At 63.0% G+C, this 16,362-nt stretch carries 11 protein-coding genes and 1 pseudogene; 5 read left to right on the forward strand and 7 right to left on the reverse strand.

Annotated features, from left to right (window positions below; translation table 11 throughout):
* The first annotated feature begins 57 nt into the window (after positions 1–57).
* The 4 genes from lon (at position 58) to E6P07_RS03130 (ending at position 5,786) form a co-directional block, all read left to right on the forward strand.
* Positions 58–2,490, forward strand: a complete 2,433-nt coding sequence (gene lon, locus E6P07_RS03115; protein WP_153974263.1) for an endopeptidase La — start codon at positions 58–60, stop codon at positions 2,488–2,490.
* A 141-nt stretch (positions 2,491–2,631) separates the two neighbouring features.
* Positions 2,632–2,892, forward strand: a complete 261-nt coding sequence (locus E6P07_RS03120; RefSeq protein WP_153974264.1) for a hypothetical protein — start codon at positions 2,632–2,634, stop codon at positions 2,890–2,892.
* Positions 2,893–3,105: 213 nt separating this feature from the next.
* Entirely contained in the window at positions 3,106–4,023 is a 918-nt protein-coding gene (locus E6P07_RS03125) for a GGDEF domain-containing protein (protein ID WP_246172906.1), read from the forward strand.
* 95 nt (positions 4,024–4,118) lie between these two features.
* The gene (locus E6P07_RS03130; protein ID WP_153974266.1) at positions 4,119–5,786 is read left to right on the forward strand and encodes a methyl-accepting chemotaxis protein; all 1,668 of its coding nucleotides are present in this window, start codon (positions 4,119–4,121) and stop codon (positions 5,784–5,786) included.
* 3 nt (positions 5,787–5,789) lie between these two features.
* Here the strand turns inward: E6P07_RS03130 and E6P07_RS14135 are convergent, their stop codons facing one another.
* The 7 genes and pseudogenes from E6P07_RS14135 to E6P07_RS03160 all read right to left on the reverse strand — a co-directional run bounded on the left by E6P07_RS14135 (position 5,790) and on the right by E6P07_RS03160 (position 15,332).
* Positions 5,790–6,029: a response regulator gene (locus tag E6P07_RS14135; protein ID WP_425505144.1), complete on the reverse strand. Its 240-nt coding sequence runs from the start codon at positions 6,027–6,029 to the stop codon at positions 5,790–5,792.
* Positions 6,030–6,268: 239 nt separating this feature from the next.
* Positions 6,269–7,945 (reverse strand): annotated as a pseudogene (locus E6P07_RS03135) (response regulator); the annotation flags it as partial.
* Positions 7,920–8,891, reverse strand: coding sequence for an IS481 family transposase (locus E6P07_RS03140; protein ID WP_153974268.1), 972 nt, complete (start codon positions 8,889–8,891; stop codon positions 7,920–7,922). The gene E6P07_RS03140 and the pseudogene E6P07_RS03135, both read right to left, overlap by 26 nt.
* 259 nt (positions 8,892–9,150) lie before the next feature.
* Positions 9,151–10,266, reverse strand: coding sequence for a DUF4340 domain-containing protein (locus E6P07_RS03145; protein WP_153974269.1), 1,116 nt, complete (start codon positions 10,264–10,266; stop codon positions 9,151–9,153).
* 3 nt (positions 10,267–10,269) lie between these two features.
* A complete protein-coding gene (locus E6P07_RS03150) occupies positions 10,270–13,185 on the reverse strand; it encodes a Gldg family protein (protein WP_153974270.1) in 2,916 nt (971 codons plus the stop codon).
* A complete protein-coding gene (locus E6P07_RS03155) occupies positions 13,178–14,119 on the reverse strand; it encodes an ABC transporter ATP-binding protein (RefSeq protein ID WP_153974271.1) in 942 nt (313 codons plus the stop codon). Before E6P07_RS03155 ends, E6P07_RS03150 begins: the two co-directional genes overlap by 8 nt.
* A gap of 226 nt (positions 14,120–14,345) precedes the next feature.
* Entirely contained in the window at positions 14,346–15,332 is a 987-nt protein-coding gene (locus E6P07_RS03160) for a YhdH/YhfP family quinone oxidoreductase (RefSeq protein ID WP_153974272.1), read from the reverse strand.
* Positions 15,333–15,705: 373 nt separating this feature from the next.
* Between E6P07_RS03160 and E6P07_RS03165 the strand changes: the two genes are divergently transcribed.
* Positions 15,706–16,284: a TerD family protein gene (locus E6P07_RS03165; protein ID WP_153974273.1), complete on the forward strand. Its 579-nt coding sequence runs from the start codon at positions 15,706–15,708 to the stop codon at positions 16,282–16,284.
* Positions 16,285–16,362 lie beyond the last annotated feature (78 nt).

A 16,362-nucleotide genomic window follows, 5' to 3' on the forward strand; every position in this document is an offset into this window, starting at 1 on the left:
GGTGAAAACCTGAAATTGACCACTCTTAGATGTGGTATTTCGAGCGAGGACGACAGCATGTCGGATGAGGATCAGGTGACGAATGCGGAGCACGACAGGATCCCGGAGTCGGGTGCCAGGCAGGGACAGGCGACGGACGATGGGCCGACCCAGATCCAGTTGGCACGCGCCAACGACGTGCTGCCCGGCGAGATCTATCTGCTCCCTGTCGCCTCGCGGCCCTTCTTCCCTGGTCAGGCGGTGCCGCTCATGATGGCGGCCGAGCCCTGGGTGCCGACCCTGAGGGCGGTGACCGAGACCGAACATAAAATCCTCGGCGTGGTCCTGGTCGACAGTGAGACCTCCGAGGAGGCGACCAGGGAAAATTTTAGAGCGATCGGCACCGCCTGCCGGGTCCATCGTATCCATCAACAGGACGGGCATCTGCAGGTGCTGGTCGAGTGTCTGCAACGCTTCAGGATCGAGGACTGGGTTCACCCCGAGACCCCGTTTCGCGCCCGGGTGACCTATCTGCCCGAACCTGCAGGTCCACCCAATAGCGAGGTCAAGGCCTATGCGATGGCGGTCATCAATACCATCAAGGAGCTCCTGCCGCTCAATCCGCTCTATGTCGAGGAGCTGCGCATGTTCCTCGACCGCTTCGGGCCCGATGACCCCTCGCATCTGGCCGATTTCGCGGCCAGCCTCACCACCTCGACCAAGGATCAGCTCCAGGAGGTTTTAGAGAGCGTGCCGCTCCTACCGCGCATGGAGAAGGTCCTGGTGCTGCTCAACAACGAGCTCGAGTTGGCGCGCGCCCAGCAGAAGATCCGGCGCACGGTCGAGGAACGGATGCAGAAACAGCAGCGCGAGTTCTTCCTGCGCGAGCAGCTCAAGGCGATCCAAAAGGAACTCGGGATCGCCAAGGACGACCGCACTGCCGAGATCGACAAGTTCCGCGAACGGCTCGAAAAACTCACCCTGACCGAGCAGGCCCAGAAGCGCGTCGAAGAAGAGCTCAACAAGCTCGGGATGCTGGAGACCGGCTCGCCCGAATATGCGGTCACCCGCAACTATCTGGACTGGATCACCCTGCTGCCCTGGAGCAAGTATTCAGAAGACATCCTCGATCTCAAGCGTGCACGGCGTATCCTCGATCGCGATCACTATGGTCTGGAGGACGTCAAGGAACGCATCCTCGAGTTTCTGGCCGTCGGCATCCACAAGGGCGAGATCTCGGGCTCCATCATCCTGCTGATCGGTCCGCCCGGCGTGGGCAAGACCTCGATCGGACGCTCGATCGCCGATGCCCTGGGGCGGCGTTTCTATCGCTTTTCGGTCGGCGGCATCCGCGACGAGGCCGAGATCAAGGGCCATCGCCGCACCTACATCGGCGCCATGCCCGGCAAGTTCCTGCAGGCGATGAAGGAGGCCGAGACCGCGAACCCCGTGATCCTGCTCGATGAGATCGACAAGATCGGTGCCTCCTATCACGGCGACCCGGCCTCGGCCCTGCTTGAGGTCTTGGACCCCGAGCAGAACAGCGACTTTCTCGACCATTACCTGGATCTGCGCTTTGACCTGTCCAAGGTGCTGTTCGTCTGCACCGCCAACCAGCTCGACACCATCCCCGGCCCCCTGCTCGACCGCATGGAGGTCATCAAGCTCTCAGGCTACATCGCCGAGGAGAAGCTCCAGATCGCCAAGAGGTATCTGCTGCCGCGCCAACTCGAGCGCGCCGGTTTGGATCGGCAAGCGGTCAAGATCGATCGCGCGACCCTGCGCGCCCTGATCGATGGCTATGCCCGTGATGCCGGGGTGCGGCGGCTGGAGAAACAGCTCGGAAAGATCGTGCGCAAGGTTGCGGTCCGGTTGCTCGAGGGCGCGGAGACGCCGATTCAGATAGGCCAGCAGGACCTCAAGGGGTATCTCGGGCCCCCGGTGTTTCGCGACGAACGCAAGCTCTCGGGGCCAGGGGTGGTCACGGGTCTGGCCTGGACCGCGCTGGGCGGGGCGACGCTCTCGATTGAGGCCGCGCATACCCATAGCTTTACCCGCGGCTTCAAGCTCACCGGTCAGCTTGGGGATGTGATGAAGGAATCGGCCGAGATCGCCTACGGCTATGTGGTCAGCCATGCCCAAGACTTTGGGATCGACCCCGAGTTCTTCGAGAAATCCTTCATCCATGTCCATGTCCCGGCCGGGGCCACGCCCAAGGACGGCCCCTCGGCTGGCATCACCATGGCCTCGGCGCTCTTATCGCTAGCGCGCCGTGAGCCGGTGCGACCCATCGCCATGACCGGCGAGATCACACTCACCGGCGAGGTGTTTCCGGTCGGCGGCATCCGCGAAAAGCTCATCGCCGCCCGGCGCGCCGGGATCAAGGAGATCATCCTGCCCGCTGACAACCAGGGCGACTTTGAGGAGGTGCCCGAACACGTGCGCAGGGGGCTTGAGGTCCATTTCGCCTCGCGCTTCGATGACGTGCTGCCCTGGTTGTTCAAACACTGAAATTCAAGCCGACCCCGCCATGCTGGATCAAGGAATCGCGCGGTACGCCGATACACTCACCATAGAGGTGGATGAGGGCGTCGGCGACAGAGCCGACTCGACCTCAGATTGAATCATTGGCGACTTGCCGGGAGTCATGTAGTGAACAACAGACTGGAATATGCCGCCCCTGCAACGGTGGGCACGCGGATCCTGGTTGAGTCGATCGCAGCCTACCGGCAGGACGAGCGGTTGTGGCTGGAGCTCGTCTCGGATCCCAAGACACGTCATTGGTCGCTCTGTGTGCGCGATGCGCTTGGGCAGCGGGTGCGGAGTCGTCTTGGATTGGATCAGGCGCTGGAGAGGCTGGCCTGCGGCGCGCGTGTTCGCGCCCGCTTGCCGCAAAGCCGGAAGGGCGCTTGAATGTCGATCGAGACGCCGGTTTCACGGCGGTTCGCGCGCTTGAGCGTCAGCGAGCCGTCGCTTCAGGTCGTTACCGGGCGAAATGGCGGCCAATCAAAGGCTTGTGGACATCTGGCACAGCTTTCGCTTTACCCGAGGCATGGATCATCTTTTCGGGGGCGTCATGTGTCATACCATCATTCAATCGCAATCGACTCTACGCGACTGGCGCTTGTGTCCACATCCGATCACCGCCACACACCCGAGGTCATAGATACCGTCCGTTTCTTGCAAGCCGTCACGGCCTCGCTGGAACTCGATGAGGTGTTCGGGGCGTTCAACGCATGTCTGCACGAGGTCTTCGAGCACGACGGCTGGGAGTATCAGGCCCCGGACGATGAGTTTCATCTGACCGGCGGTCGCACCGCGCCTCATCGAATCGAATACAGATTGACGCTCAACGGGCAGGCGCTCGGTGTGATCAGACTCATGCGCGGACGGCGTTTTTCCGAGGACGAGCAGCGGTATGTCGAAGGGTTGCTGGCGCTCGCCGCACCCGCGATTCAGAATGCCCTGCGTTTCTCGCGCCTCGTGCGCCAGCTCGATAGCGACCCACTGACGGGACTCGGTAACCGCCGGGCTTTATGGATCCAGGGTGAGCGCTGGCTCGCCGAGAGCCTGCGCCATCGCCATCCGCTGTCGCTGCTGGTGCTGGATCTGGACTTCTTCAAGGCGATCAACGATACCCATGGCCATCCGGTGGGCGATCAGGTGCTGTGCCGAGTCGCCCAGACCCTGAAGGCCACGACCCGCGCCTCCGACCTGTGTGTGCGTCTCGGGGGCGACGAGTTCGTCGTGCTCCTGCCTGAGACCGATCTGAAGGCGGCCAAGGAGTGTGCCGAGCGCATCCGCCGCGCGCTGTCGCAGCAATTCGTCGAGACACCTTCGGGTGAGCGCATCGGGATCAGGACCAGCGTCGGTGCCGCGACCCTAAGGCCTGGCATGACCCTGGATGCGCTCTACCAGGAGGCCGATACCGCGCTCTATGCGGCCAAGCACTCACGCGATCTGCCGCCGGCGAGCGTCGCGCGCGCGGGGAGACGAATCGGCAGAAGTTATACCCTAGGCGGGTTGACAGCGTGCGAGGCGTGAATGGAGATCGCTCCAAGGGATGACTTCATTTAGACTGTGCCTTTCAATATTCTGTCACAGTCAATCACTGGCGCCTTGGGGCGGCAATCATCACTATGTTGAGTCAACTACGCTTAAAGGTAAAACTCATCGTCGGCTTTTTGGCCCTGGGGACAATCGTCCTGGTCCTCGGGATCCTCGGGATCCGAGGCGAGTTCACGATGAATGAGTATCTGATCGGTCTGAGCGAAGACAGCATGCCGGCGATCGAGCACCTAAGCTTGCTCAACCAAGAACGACTCGAGATCCGCTCCCATGCCTACGAGGTTAAATCGCTCAGGCATCAAGACAGCAAGCGTCTCGAAGAGATCCAGCGCGAACGGACCGCCTCCCTGCGGGTGATCGATGAGACCCTAGGCAAACTCGAGCGCTTTTTACACAGCCCAGAGGAGCAGGCGGTCTTCAATGCACTCAAGGCCGATTATGCCCACTGGAGCGAGTCTCAGGCTAAGCTCGGACGGCTGATCGAATCCATACAGACCAGCGCCGACCAAAAACAATATACGGATACCCTGTCAAGCTTCACGTCCACCATGGACGAGAGCTTCCTGCTCTCGGATCGGGTCGGGGTGCTCATCGAATCCTTGGTCGCGCTCAAGAACAAGCAAACGGCCGACATCCTCACCGAGGCCAATCGCTCGAGCAAAAACCTCATCAGCATTTTCGGTACCGGCATCGGCGTGGGACTGGTGTTGGCGCTCCTGTTGGGCTGGGCGATCACGCGGGATACGCTCAGCCAGCTCGGCGGCGAGCCGGCTCAGGTGGTGGCTGTCGTCAACCAGCTTGCTGAGGGTGACCTGACGACCTACATCCCGCTGCGCCCCGGCGACGAGACCAGTCTCATGGCGGCCATGGCCCGCATGGTCGAGAGCATGCGGCGGGTGCTGCGCGACGTCTCTAGCGCCAGCTCGCAGGTGGCGGCCGCGGCCGTCGAGCTCTCGGCCACCAGCGAGGAGACCAACCGGCAGGTGCGCGTCGAGCAGTCCGAGACCGATCAGGTCGCCACGGCCATGAATCAGATGACCGCCACGGTCGAGGAGGTCGCACGTCATGCCGCCGCCGCCGCGCGTGCCGCCCAAGAGACCGACCGTGAGACCGAGGCCGGCAGCCAGGTCGTGGCGCAGACGATCTCGGCGATCGATCTGCTGGCCCAGGAGGTCGAGTCGGCCAGTCAGGTGATTGCACGTCTTTCCGAAGACAGCACCGAAATTGGTGCGGTATTGGACGTGATCCGCGGGGTGGCCGAGCAGACCAATCTGCTTGCCCTCAATGCCGCGATCGAGGCGGCGCGCGCCGGCGAACAGGGACGGGGTTTTGCCGTGGTGGCCGCCGAGGTACGGACCCTCGCCAGCCGCACCCAGTCCTCGATCCAGGACATCCAGGAGAAGATCGAGCGGGTCCAAAAGGGTTCGGCAGGCGCGGTCGCTGTGATGACCAAGGGACAGGAGATGGCACGCGAGAGCGTAGTCCAGGCACAGCGCGCCGGTGAATCGCTCCAGGCCATCAGTGCCGCCATCACCAGCATCGCTGACATGAACCGGCAGATCGCCAGTGCCGCTGAGGAACAAACGGCGGTCGCCGAGGAGATCAACCGCAACATCCATACCATCTCTGCGACGGTCGATCAAACCGCCGCTGGCGCGGCGCACATCGCCAGCGCCAGCGAGGAGCTCGCGCGGTTGGCCAGCCTGCTCCAGGAGCGGGTCGCGTGCTTTAGGCTCTGAGGGTTATTCCAGCGTTGAGTCGCCGTGCCGGACGAACCTCCGGATCAAGTCCTCCAGCACTGTCGGATTGAGTGGCTTGACGATATACCCATCGAGACCACACTCAAGGCAGTGCGCGCGCTCGCTCTCCAAGTCCAGTGTGCCCATGCCGATGATGGGGGTGCGTCGCGTGCCCGGATCCTCCAGGCTGCGCATGGCGCGCGCGACCTCGATCCCGTCGAGGTCTGGCGTGTAGAGATCCATAAGACCAGATCATAGGCCGCGGAGCGAAACTGGGCGATGGCCAATTCGCCGCTATTGACAATCAGGGTCTCATGCCCCCACTCCTGGAGTAGGGTGCTGGCGAGTTTCTGATGGAGCAGGCCGCTTTCGACGAGCAGGATGCGCAGACGTTGGCGGTATTCGACCAGCATGTGGCGTGTGAGCAGCGGACGCGGCTGGCCCGGTTCTCTGGGGCTGAGCAGGTGGGTGAGCAGCTCGCGCAATTCGCGCGGCAAGGCCGGTTTGGTGAGAAAGGCGTCGATACCGATCTCGCGACAGCGTTTGGCATCACCGCGCTGTCCGATCGAGGCCAGCATCACAAGGGCCGCCTGTTTGATCGCCAGCTCGTCCCGCAGACGCACCGCCAACTCGAATCCATCGAGTCCAGGGAGCGTGGAATCGAAGACATAGACATCGAATACCTGTCCCCGCGCGAGTTCGAGCGCCTGGGGCCCGGTGCTCGCCTCCTGCACCTCAAAGCCCCAGTGTCTGAACCAATAAGCCAGTGTGCGTCGCACGTCCGCTTGGTTGTCGACCAGCAGCGCGCGTCGGCCGGACCAGTTCGCCATGGGGGGCGGTGGGGCCTCACTGGACGCCAGCCTCGGAAGTGGGAGGGTGAAAGACAGTCCAGCGGCTTCCTGGGTGTCGATCCAGATCCGACCACCCAGGTGTTCGATCAGACGTGCACAGGTCGTCAGGGACCAGCCGCCATCGCCGAATCTGTGTTCGCTTTCCATCGAGGTCGCCCGGGTCGGGTCAATCAACGGCTGTAGCTCGGTGAGCGGGCACCCAAGACCCAGGATCGAGAACTGGATCCAGCCCTGCGTCGGATGCTCGGTGTTCAAATATCGCGTCTGCAACCTGAGACCTTTGTCTCGACTGCAGGCAAGCACGAACCTCCAGAGCGTGCTCAACACCTGACGGATTCGGCTTGGATCACCCTGACTGTGCGTCGGCAGTGCATCCAAGGACTCGTATTGGATCTCGCATCCCTGGCGACGGGCTTCGGCCATGAGCGCCTCGACCAGATCTTGGATCAGCACCGAGGGGTTGAATGGAATCTGCTCGATGATCATTTGACCGGTCGCGATCCGCGCGAAATCGAGCAGTTCTTCGATCTGGCCGAGCAAGCGGGTGGTCGCTGAACGAATGCGATCGAGAGAATGACGCTGGGTCTGGTCGAGTGACGTATGGAGCGTCAACTCGCTGAGATCGAGGATGTGCTTGACTGGAACGCGGATCTCATGGCCGATCTCGACGAGACGCTGGTTTCTGGCGCGATAGGCCGATTCGATCCCGTGCTTGAGTTCGGTACGGCGGCGTGCACCGCGCGCGGCCTGGGCCAGGGTCATGGCGACCAAGCTCAAGCCATGTTGCAGCTCTGTTGTCAGGGCCCCCTCCGCCGCCGGGCGCACCAGGATCAGGACGCCGAATCCAGGGAGCCGAAAGGCCAGTACCTGCTCAGGCGCGTCACCGGCTATCACTGGCTGTCCGGATGGACATTCGGCTAGGGCGGTCTCCAACGCACTCAGCGACCAGTCGTTCCAGAAGGCGCCATAGAGTGGATCAGATGGGAGTGCCTCGGGATGCAGACAGACGACGGGGTGGCGGTCGGGCGGGGTGGTGAGGGCGGACTCCAGCACGGCAGCACCGCTCGCATCGAGCAGGCGGACCATCTCGGCTAGAAAACGCTGGAGCATCGGCTCCAGTTCTAGAGAGTCATCGATCGCTTGTGACAGCTCGTGGAGCAGCTCGTAGGCATTGGCAGAGGACATGATCGTCGATGGTCCGAGAGCGGGCGTTGCGCGATGTTCGGGTGGCTCCGGGGGGCCGTGGAGCGCCCCCTCGAAGCCATTCAACGAGTCACTATAATCAAGTGTCAAGTCCCGGAAGATCATGTGGCTGTTTGTCAAACAGGTGAGGGTGGCTTTGGTACCACTGTCGCATGGCGGCCAGGGGTGTTTGTCCTTTGAGTGCGGCCTGGGGCAGTTGATGGTTATACAGCCAGACGTAACGGGCAATGGTGCGCTCGAGGTCTTCGCCGCTGGTGAAGTGGTGACTTCGCAGCACCTCTTCGAGGCGGCCGTTGAAGCGCTCGACCATGCCGTTGGTCTGAGGACGCTGAGGGCGGGTGAGGCGATGCTCGATGGCGAGGGCCTGGCACAGCTGAACAAATTCATGCCGGCCGCTTTCGCGGCGGGCGGCGCGACCAAAGAGCCGAACGGTGAACTCCTTGCCGTTGTCGGTCAGAATCTTGCGAATCTTGATGGGGCAGGACTTCGAGAGCGCCTTGAGGAAGGCCGCTGCCGAGCGCGCGGTCTTGTGGGGTTTGATTTGGACGAATACCCAGCGTGTGGCCCGGTCGATGGCCACGAACAGGTAGCGGCGAGCGGTCTCGTCGGGCATTTGGGGCAGATATTTCACGTCGAAGTGCACAAAGCCCGGCTCGTAGGCCTGGAACGGCTTGTGCGCCACTTGTCGAGCCTCGGGGCGCAGCGCGAGCAGCTTGTTGAGGCGATGCCGACTCAAGCAACGGTGGATGGCAGAACGCGAGGCTTTGGGTTCGATGAATTCCTTGACCACGGCGACGAGGTCATCGAGCGGCAAAAGCAGCAGTCGACGCAGCTCCACCACCACCGCCTCTTGGGCGGGTGTGAGCGTCGTTTGCAGACGGTGCGGCGTGTGCGATCGGTCGTTGAAGTCGGCTCGAGCTTGCCACTTGCGAACCGTCGACTCGGTGATGTTGTAGCGCTGCGCCAGCACCGATACCGGCTCATCGCTGGCCGCGATCTCGGCGCGCACCGCAGGGGTGGTACGCGCTTGCTTGTGCAGGGCGATCAACATGATGACGACTCTCCTTCGTTGGGCCTCGACTGGATGCTGGCTGCGGCTTCTCCAGCCGCCCTACGGGCGCCCGGAGAAGCCGCAGCCAGCCGAGACTTGTTCTCTGATTCCATCTCTGCGGTGAGTGTGTGCAAAACATCGCGCGCAAAGAATAACGGAAAGCGGCTCGGGGCTATATGATCATCCGGGACGGGACAATCAAGTCGCCCTGCTTCGTCATCCTGGGACGATGGTGTTGGCGGTCCCTCGCCGTCGGATTTCAGTCGGCGTCCGTGTCTGATGGAGGGCTTGGTGTCGCTTCAGCGGGTTCTGACGATTCCGGTTGCGCGTCAGCGGCCTTTGCCGGCGCGGGTTGGACGATGAGCTTGGAGCGATCGAGGTCGATCATATCCATCCAGTCATACTTCGATAGCCTGAAGACGTGGGGGCGATCGCCAACCTTGAGCATATAGTCATCGCTGTCGGCCAGTCGAGCGATCCGGTAAACATGCGCCTCACCTGCGCTGAGCTCGATCCTCAGTTCGAGCGCAGGCTTAGATGTGTCCTCGGCAGGGGCCTTGGTTGCAGTAAAGACATCGCGGTAACTCAGATTGGCCAGGGTCCGCACCAGGTCGCGCGCCCGTTCCTGATCGAGCGTCTCCTTTGCCTCAGCCCCCACCAATCGCCAGCCCTCACCGTCCCTTTCCAGCCGCCAATCGGCCCCGGCGACGGCGCTGATCTTGGCCTGATCGAGCCGCAGCTGACCCTGATCGAGCCAATCGGCGCGGCGGTTTGAGACATCGGCGAGCGCCAGATCTAGCTCGTAGACTGCCGAGTCGTCCGACGGGCGTCCGAACAGTCGTCGAAAGCGCGGTGTCTCGCCCAGGATCAGGGTCGCGATCGGCCCAGATGCCCCTTCGAGCGTCAGACGCCGGTTGAAGCCGGTATCTGCGACCTTGAAGCGCGCGCGCGCCTCGGCGCTGGTGGCGACGGGCAGGGGGCGCTTGAGCTGGCTCAGGGTGGTCAGGAGCTGATCCGCCTTAAAACCGGCGGCTGGGAAGTCATCGAGCTCACCGATCACCCAGGTACCATTGTGCCGGTCGATGCGCACCGATTCGGCGCCCTCTGCACCTTCGATCCGGATCGCGGTCACCTGTTCGGGCTTGAAAGCGAGCAGTGGTGTCTGCGGGGCGAAGGCGCGGGTACTCGGGGCGCTCAGGTATTGGCCAAACGCGATCAGCAGCTGGAGCACGAGTAGACCCGCCAACCCCATGATCAGGGGCGCGCGCAGATCGGGACGCCAGCTCAGATCAGCCCTGGAGGGTACTCCCGTACTGGAATCTGCGGCACCCTCGGTAGCCGATTTCGAGAGCGCTATCTCAGTGGTTGCGATCATGATTCATTGACCTCCTTGACCCAGGATCGCGGCATGGTAGCGGGCACGGCGGGCGCGGGCGTGGCGATGCAGCGCATAGACCAGCAGCAGCCCGCCGAGCGCCAGCAGATAATTGAGCGTCTCCCAGAAGAGGCGTGTCTCGCGTCCGATCGGATCGAGCAGACGTCCAAATTGACCCTGACTGCGCAGCGACAGCAACCCAGGATCCTCGAGCGACCAGTCGATGGCGTTCTGGATCAGTTCGAGCGGTTTGAGATAGCGGCTCTGGGTGGCCTCGTTGGCGAGACTGATGGCCGTGTTGCCGAGGAAGCTAGACGAGCCGATCAGGATCAGCCGCGCTGACTCAGGCGAGCTGTCGATGACACCGGAGACGACCGGTTGTTTCTGGGTTTGGCCCGCCGAGTCGGACTCGGATTCAGGTTTTGACTCCGGCTTGGACTTGGCTTCCGCCTCATCCTTGGTCAGGAGTGGCGAGGGCCGACCGGCGAACGCCGACTCGAACCGCCCCTCGATGGCCACGGCCAGCAGCTTACGTCCACGATCCTCGCCCTTAGGGAAACCGAGGGCACCATGGGCCTCGAAGTCAGGCTGCATGTTCTCTGAATCACTCGTCCAGGCATCCTTGGAACTCTGGAGTAGAAGGGTGACCCGGCGCTTGGCGTTCTTGGTCGCGTCGAGTGTGATCGGCGATGACCAGTTAAGCGTGATCTGACCGAGACCGGCCGTGATCGGGCTGTCCTCGGCCAGACCTTCGCCCCGGATGTCGGGGAAATAGGGATAAGCGAGGGTCTGGATCTCCCGGACCAGGAAGCCACCCAGGTTGCGTTGCACCGGGATCGGGAAGGGGGTGTTATGCGGATCGAGCACCAGGCGTGGCTCGAGGGTCAGGCCATGATGGGCGAGCCAGTCATTCAACCCAGTGTCGATCTTGCGCGCGCTGATGGCGCCTCCGCCCAGATCGATGTCGAAGCTCGAGGCCGCGAGGATCAGGGTCCCACCCTGCATCAGGAACTGGTCGATGGCGAAACGCTGTTTCTCGTCCAGCGACTCGGGTTTGATGACCAACAACAGATCGGCGTCCTGGGGCACCTGACCCGAGCTGAGATCGGTCTCACGCAGACTGAAGCTGTCCTGGAGCGTTTGGCGCAGCAGACCATAGTCGTCGCTCATACCGCCACCCATGCCAAAATCGGGTGCGGGCGTCGGGGCATAGAGCGCGACAGTGCGCAGCACGCCGGGGGCGAAGCGCTTGATCGCCGACTCGATCGAACGGTTCAGGTCTGCGCGGTCGAGCGACTCGGGCAAGGGTACAGGGACACGGCGAGCGCCATCCTCTAGCACCAGATAGAAGTAGAAGGGTGTGGGATTAAGCAGGCTGACCACCAACGGCTCGAATCCATACTGCTCCCGGATCGTCTTGGCGAGTGTCCCATCACCGGCGGCCGGGTCCTGGATCTCAAAGTCAAACCGCCCGTTCGACTTGGACTTCAGCTCGGCCAGGAGCGACTCCAGATCGGAACGCAGACCGGGGAGTGGGTCGGGTAGTCTGTCCGGTGCCGAGACGAACGCCTTGAGCCTCAGCGGTTTGGACAGGTTGGCAAACAGGTCGCCACCGCCCTGATAGCCCTGGAGCACCTTGCGGATGGTCCGAGTGATGTCGTATTCGGGGTGACGCAGACGCACATCGAGATCCATTTCGCCTCGGACCTTGACCTCGATCAGGTCCTGAAAGCCCAGGGTCTCATACTGGTCGCCGTACTTGACCAAGATGTCGAAATAGGAGTTGACCACGGCGGCCTGATACTTGGAGGCGGTCTGGAAGGCGACCGGACGGATGCCGTACTGCTCGCCGGCCTCGCGTTCAAGCTCGGGCGACTGCTGCGGGTCGAGGATCTCGACCCGGACCCGATCGCCGCCCGCCACCTGGTACTCCTCCAGCAGGTCGCGCAGCTGCGGGACCAGGGGCGCGAGCAGCGGATGGGTCTGGGCACTGAAATAGCCCCGGATCAACAGCGGCTCCTGGAGCTGGGACAGATAGGTCTGGGTCGCCTCGGACAGGCTATAGATCCGACCCTCGGTCAGATCGGCGCGCGCCCCGGTGATGCCCTGGATCCAGAGATTGGCCGCGATCAGGTTGGCCACCGCCAGCCCGGTGACCAGGGTCCAGCGCCGGTGATGACGGGGATTGGCCCCAGGTTCGGCCCAGCGCAGGCGCTCGAGGCCATAGATGTTGAGCGCCAGGAAGGTACCGGTCAGGCTCAGATAGTAATAGAGGTCGCGGACATCGATGACACCGCGCGTGATCGACTCGAAGCGCGCGCCAGTACCGAGTAGCCGCAAGAACTCGCCCCCGCTATGCCCGACCAGGCTGGTCAAGGCCGGCGAGCCGATGACATAGAAGGCCGCGCTGATGAGCGTTGCGCCGATCAGGGCCACGATCGGGTTGTCGGTGCGCGCCGAGACAAAGAGCCCGACCGCGACATAGGCCGCCGCCAGCAGCAAGGCCGCCAGATAGGCCCCGAGGACCGGGCCCCAATCGAGCGGTCCCAAGAGTGAGACCGTGATCGGCAGCGGCAGGGTCAGGCCCAGGGCCACCGCGACCAGGCCGAGTGCCGCCAGGAACTTGCCGAGCACCAGCTTGGGTGTGGCCACTGGGAGGGTCAGCAGATTCTCCAGGGTCCCGGCGCGCCGCTCCTCGCTCCACATCCGCATGGTGAGCGCGGCGCACAGAAAGATCAGCAGGATCGGCATCCACTCGAACAGTGGACGCGCGTCGGCGATGTTGCGGGCGAAGAAGGCATCGACCCAGAAAAAGACGAACAGGGACACCGCCAAAAAGGTGCCGATGAAGATATAGGCCACCGGCGAACCGAAGAAGGCCGCCAACTCGCGGCGAGCGACGCGGACGATCTCAGCCATGGGGTACCTCCATTCGTTCCAGGGTCACGGCGCCGAACAGCGCCTCCAGGTCTTGGCGTTCGGTCTCCAGGGCATACAGCGACCAGCCGCGCTCACAGGCGGTGCGGGCAACCCTGGGCGCGAGCGCCGGGGCATCCTCGGTCTCGAGGGCAAAGCGCCGACGGACGCCATCCTTGGTTTCCAGCACGGTCACCGCACCGCAACCCTCCAGGGCCGAGAGCACCGGCAGCGCCTCGTCCGGCCCGCGATCCAGGGTCACCAGCAGCCGTGGTCGCCCACCGATGGCATCGAGCCGGCTGTCGAGCGCCAACCGACCGCTGCGCATGATGAGGACCCGCCCGCACACCGCCTCGACCTCTTGGAGGATATGGGTCGAGATGATGAGCGTGGCCTCGCGCGCCAGCTCGCGCACCAGGGCGCGCATATGCTGGATCTGAGCCGGGTCGAGCCCATTGGTCGGCTCGTCGAGGATGAGGATGCGCGGTTCGTGCAGGATCGCCTGGGCCACGCCGAGGCGCTGCCGGTAGCCGCGCGACAGGGTACCGATGGTAGCGGTCGCCTTGGGGCCAAGCTCGGTGCGCTCGACGGCGCGGCGGATCGCCGCCGGGCGGCGCTCAATGGGAATCCCCAGGAGGGACGCCTGATAGTCCAGCGCATCGAGCACCGTCATCTCGGGATAGAGCGGACAGTTCTCGGGCAGATAGCCGATACGGCGCTGGGCCTCGCGGCGCTGCTCGGCGATGTCCAGTCCGTCGATCTGGATGCTCCCGGCGCTCGGTTCGAGATAGCCGGTCAACATCTTCATGATGGTGGTCTTGCCGGCGCCATTGTGGCCGAGCAGACCCACGATCTCACCCCTGTCGATGCTGAACGAGACGTCCTGGACCGCCTTGAGCGCGCCATAGTGACGGCTGAGTTGGCGAACCTCGATCATTGAGTCTCTCCTGTCTCGATTGGTCGCGGTGTCTTGGAGGGTAGGGCGCAGTGGGTCCCTACGGGCGCGGATTTCAACCAAGCCGGTCGAAGCATGCAAGTGGGTGAGGGTGAATCATGCCCGGGAACAGTTCGGGTTTTCGATAAAAAATCGAATCGAATTAAATAGATAAGATGAAAGGCACGCGCCTGGACCTCAGGTTAAACTTTGTTAAGCGCGCCTTAGCTCAAATCTCGACGAGTATTCGACCATGCGTTCGACCGTTGAGCATTCGCTCGAAGATAGCCGGCAGACCTTCAAGCCGGGCCGTCTCGCTGAGCAGGGTGTCGAGGTCTGCCGGTCGCCAGTCGTCGGCCAGACGTTGCCACAGCTCGGTACGCAGCGGATTGGGGACATCCACCGAGTTGCAGCCGAGCAGACTCAGACCCCTGAGGATAAAAGGCATGACCGTGGTGTGGAGTTCGGATCCGCCGGCCAGACCGATGGCGGCGATGGTGCCGCCCGGGGCCGTGGTGCGGGTGACCTGGGCCAGGAGCTCACCGCCGACCGTATCGATGGCACCACCCCATTCGGCCTTCTCTAGCGGTCGGGTCGCGCCGGCCAGGGCTTCGCGTCCGATGACGCGCGAGGCACCCAATCCCTTCAGCCAGTCGTGCAGATCCGGCTTGCCCGAGAGTGCCACGACCTCGTAACCGAGCCGGGCGAGGATGGCCACCGCGATCGAGCCGACCCCACCGCTGGCGCCTGTCACCAGGATCGGCCCCAGCTCGGGGCGCTGACCATTGAGCTGCATCCGATGGATGGCCAAGGCGACCGTGAACCCAGCCGTACCCAAAATCATCGCCGCCCGCGCATCGAGTCCTACCGGCATGGGGACCAACCAGTCACCGGGGACGCAGAGAGACTCGGCATAGCCACCGTCGTGGTCGACGCCCAGCCCCCAGCCGGTGACGATGACCGCCTCCCCGATTTGATAGTCCGGGTGTCGTGAGTCCTCGACCTCACCGGCCGCATCGATGCCGCCGACCAAGGGAAAGCGACGCAGGATCTTGCCGCGCCCGGTACCTGCGAGCGCATCCTTGTAATTGACGCTGGAATAGCGCACCCGGATCAGGACCTCGCCCGCTGTCGGCTGCGGCCTGGGTCGCGGCTCGATCCTGGTGCGCTGGCCCTGGTCAGCGTTGTGGATGCAGAAGGCTAAATACGGAGACATTGCATGGACCTAGACAGATGTTGATGCATGCGTTCAGCAGTTTGGCTTTGGTCGAAGTCCCGCCGCCCGATGTATTCCACGCAGACGGCCTTGTCCAACCTCGCGGAGGTCTGTTTGATCTGTGTGAGCCGATTGGGTGCGTGAAGATGTCACATTTCGATCACGTTTCAGTGCCCGCTCGATGGCAGACGGCGGGGCAGGGCATCCGGAGACGGACGCACCGAGAGATAGGTGACTGAGCGCTTAGGCGGGATGAAAATGTCGGGATATACCCTGCCTTGGTCGATTCGACTACACTAGTCCAGGGTGTTACTTTTGCAATGACTTTACACAGTTCCTTAAATTCAATGCACCACAACACGAGGAGCCTCCAATGGCCATCAGTTTGCAAAAAGGCGGTAACGTCAGCCTGACCAAGACCGATCCTGGTCTGACCAATGTGTTGGTCGGACTGGGCTGGGACGCGCGCTCCACCGATGGCGCACCCTTCGATCTCGACTCCAGTGTGTTCTTGGTCGGCGATGACGGCAAGGTCCTGTCGGATCGTCACTTCGTCTTCTACAACCAGAAGACTTCACCCGACGGCGCCGTGATCCACGCAGGCGACAACACCACGGGTGCCGGCGAGGGCGACGACGAGACCATCACCATCAATCTGCCGGGCGTCGAGGCAGGCGTGAAGCGTGTGGTCTTTGCCGTCACCATCCATGAGGCCGAGAGCCGCAAACAGAACTTCGGCATGGTGCGCAACGCCTTCATGCGCGTGCTGAACAAAGACAGCAACACCGAGCTGGCCCGTTTCGACCTCTCCGAGGACTACTCGACCGAGACGGCCATGATCTTCGGTGAGATCTACCGCAACGGTGAAGAGTGGAAGTTCAAGGCCGTCGGCCAGGGCTTCGCTGGCGGTCTGGCGGCGCTCGCTAAGGACCACGGGGTCAACATCGGCTGATCCCAAGCAGCCAGCTTCCGGCGATCGGTTTCCAGCAACAGCGCTGGTTGCCGATTGCCAGACGCCTCATTCGCTTTC

The sequence above is a fragment of the Thermochromatium tepidum ATCC 43061 genome (assembly GCF_009664085.1).
Lineage (GTDB): Bacteria > Pseudomonadota > Gammaproteobacteria > Chromatiales > Chromatiaceae > Thermochromatium > Thermochromatium tepidum.

Coding starts and splice junctions, on each gene's coding strand:
- lon (WP_153974263.1), top strand. CDS start 58: ATGTCGGATGAGGATCAGGTGACGAATGCGGAGCACGACAGGATCCCG.
- E6P07_RS03130 (WP_153974266.1), top strand. CDS start 4,119: ATGTTGAGTCAACTACGCTTAAAGGTAAAACTCATCGTCGGCTTTTTG.
- E6P07_RS14135 (WP_425505144.1), bottom strand. CDS start 6,029: ATGGATCTCTACACGCCAGACCTCGACGGGATCGAGGTCGCGCGCGCC.
- E6P07_RS03140 (WP_153974268.1), bottom strand. CDS start 8,891: ATGTTGATCGCCCTGCACAAGCAAGCGCGTACCACCCCTGCGGTGCGC.
- E6P07_RS03145 (WP_153974269.1), bottom strand. CDS start 10,266: ATGATCGCAACCACTGAGATAGCGCTCTCGAAATCGGCTACCGAGGGT.
- E6P07_RS03150 (WP_153974270.1), bottom strand. CDS start 13,185: ATGGCTGAGATCGTCCGCGTCGCTCGCCGCGAGTTGGCGGCCTTCTTC.
- E6P07_RS03155 (WP_153974271.1), bottom strand. CDS start 14,119: ATGATCGAGGTTCGCCAACTCAGCCGTCACTATGGCGCGCTCAAGGCG.
- E6P07_RS03160 (WP_153974272.1), bottom strand. CDS start 15,332: ATGTCTCCGTATTTAGCCTTCTGCATCCACAACGCTGACCAGGGCCAG.
- E6P07_RS03165 (WP_153974273.1), top strand. CDS start 15,706: ATGGCCATCAGTTTGCAAAAAGGCGGTAACGTCAGCCTGACCAAGACC.